We start from the raw sequence: 2,040 nt of genomic DNA, 5'->3' as shown, positions 1-2,040 counted from the left end.
GCGGCGCGATCCTGTTGCCAACGCATCACCTAAAAGGCGAGAGTAAACCTCAAACCAGCCCAGGTTACAAGTGCCATCGCAAGTACTTGAATGTAAACAGATTTTTCAGGCATCGGCTGCGCTGCTCAGAGTTGTGTATAACGATATGAGTTCTGGCGGGTCCGGTGGTTGCGCTGGCTGGGCTTGCCGCCGGCTATGGCGGCGGCATGCTTGGTGGTTGGGCTGGCGGCATGATCTTCGGTCAAGGGTCGGACGGCCAGAAATGGTCTGCCTTGGGCGTCGGCGCGCTTACTGGCATGGTTGGAGGAAGGCTCGGAACGTGGGGTGTCAATAAGGCGCTGCCAAGTCCCATTACGCCAGGAAAGGGTTTTATTAAAGGCGGACTGCCTGGTATGCGATCAGCGCAAGCGGCTGGTGCAGAGGCATCAGCAAAAGCCTTCACAAAACCTTTAGCGCCTATAAAGGCGCCAACCAAAAACCGGCCAACAGTATTTGACAAGCGCACGCGTGAAGCAGACGCAACGGCAAAAGTGGTTGTAGATGAAATGGCGAAACTTAAAATTAAGAAAAAGGAAAGCCCGTCAGTTCAAATTTTAACTCATGAAGATGGAACTGTGAGTGTTGGTCTTTCCGGAAGTGTTAAAAGCCCAAAATTCAGAGAGAACGCTGCAAAATTGCAAGCCGGATTAGATGCATTGGAAAAAGGAAAATATAAAGTAAGCACTACAACATTGGATAAATCGAATGGAATTAAGCAGCTTGTCGATCGCGACTTGTCACCGATTGGTCCTGAGCCAGGAGTGTGTGCCGAGGCCAAGGCCGCTGCTGTTGCAGCGGAGAATCCGAGCCCGATCAACGGTGCAGCAACTGTTTGGCGTGGTAAAGCGGATAATCCTCATCCTTACAACAATGAAAATCCGGGGCCGTTTCCTTATGCCGATAAAAAAGCTCATAAACTGTCCAAAGATCAAATGTGCCCATGCATGACATGTGCTGATGCGTCAAATAGTAGGATTTATCATGACGCTGCAGTATATGGGAAAATTCAAAAGGGAGTTGCTCAATGAATATTTCGAATGAACTAATAAATTTGTTGATGCCGTATATCAAAGATGCTGCACCGCTTGATGAAGTCGAAATTCGGAAATTTGCCGCCGAAAATAACATCATTTTGCGTGAGGATCACAAGAATTTTTTGATGAAGATTGGTCGTCCTCGAAATGGGAGATTGTATATTTTTCATCGCTATGGCGGAGATTTTGATTTTGAGAACTTGGTAGACGACTTTCTTGAAGTTTATCCCGATGTGGATACGCCATCAGGATCGACTTACTTCGGAACAAATTTTGTTGGAGATAGTTTTTGTATTGACGACGATACTGGGAAGATATATCTATATTCCACAGGTGAAAAATATGGCGTTGTGCATGAGACGATTGAAGGCTTCCTGCTGGAGTGTTTGATCACAGCTTATCGTAGAGAAGCATTTTCTACCGTTATTTCTAAGGATAGTGTGGGTAGAGAATACATTAATGAATTTAGATTGATAAATAATAAATATAGATTGAGTGAATCAACTCGATACAGTTTGGAGTATGGGAATATTAATAATTTGGAAATATTTTCTGAATATTTCTTTGTGGATAAACAGTTAATTGTGATTCATCCAGTAGTGGATAGCTTAATTGTGATGAGTGGTGGCATATTGAATGAACTGCGAGTATAGACTGGCATGATCTGAAATTGTGAGATGGAGCAAGGTCAGGTTGATAATAGCTTTAAGATAGTCGCGTCGTGTGAAATCAGGCATCCGATATTGCTTGAGGCGCACGGGAAGGAACATTGACGGGGACATAGGAGCCAATTGCAAAACGATTTTTCTGAACTGGCCGACATCAGGAGAGCACGATTTTTCGTGACTATTCAGCCTCTGGGAGGGGTGTAAAAACCTATTTAAAATCAATGGGTTGCGGCCATCTGAAAACAGCTGAAAAACGCGAAAACCCGGCTTTTTTCATAAAAACTGAGTAAATCGCGCCT

2 protein-coding genes are annotated in these 2,040 nt (G+C 44.7%); both read left to right on the top strand.

Translation table 11 applies throughout. The features are described from left to right. The first annotated feature begins 164 nt into the window (after positions 1-164). Positions 165-1,067 carry a hypothetical protein gene (locus F1735_RS33195; RefSeq protein WP_167241220.1) on the top strand — a complete coding sequence of 301 codons (903 nt, stop codon included), beginning with the start codon at positions 165-167 and terminating at the stop codon, positions 1,065-1,067. After that, positions 1,064-1,726 (top strand): SMI1/KNR4 family protein, encoded by a 663-nt coding sequence (locus F1735_RS33190; RefSeq protein WP_167241219.1) that lies wholly within the window; start codon positions 1,064-1,066, stop codon positions 1,724-1,726. The genes F1735_RS33195 and F1735_RS33190 overlap by 4 nt, the downstream gene beginning before the upstream one ends. Positions 1,727-2,040 lie beyond the last annotated feature (314 nt).

Source organism: Massilia genomosp. 1, assembly GCF_011682185.1.
In the GTDB taxonomy this organism is placed as follows: domain Bacteria; phylum Pseudomonadota; class Gammaproteobacteria; order Burkholderiales; family Burkholderiaceae_D; genus Telluria_A; species Telluria_A rubra.
Note: the sequence above shows the minus strand (reverse complement) of the source record. Positions and strands in the feature narration are given on the sequence as shown.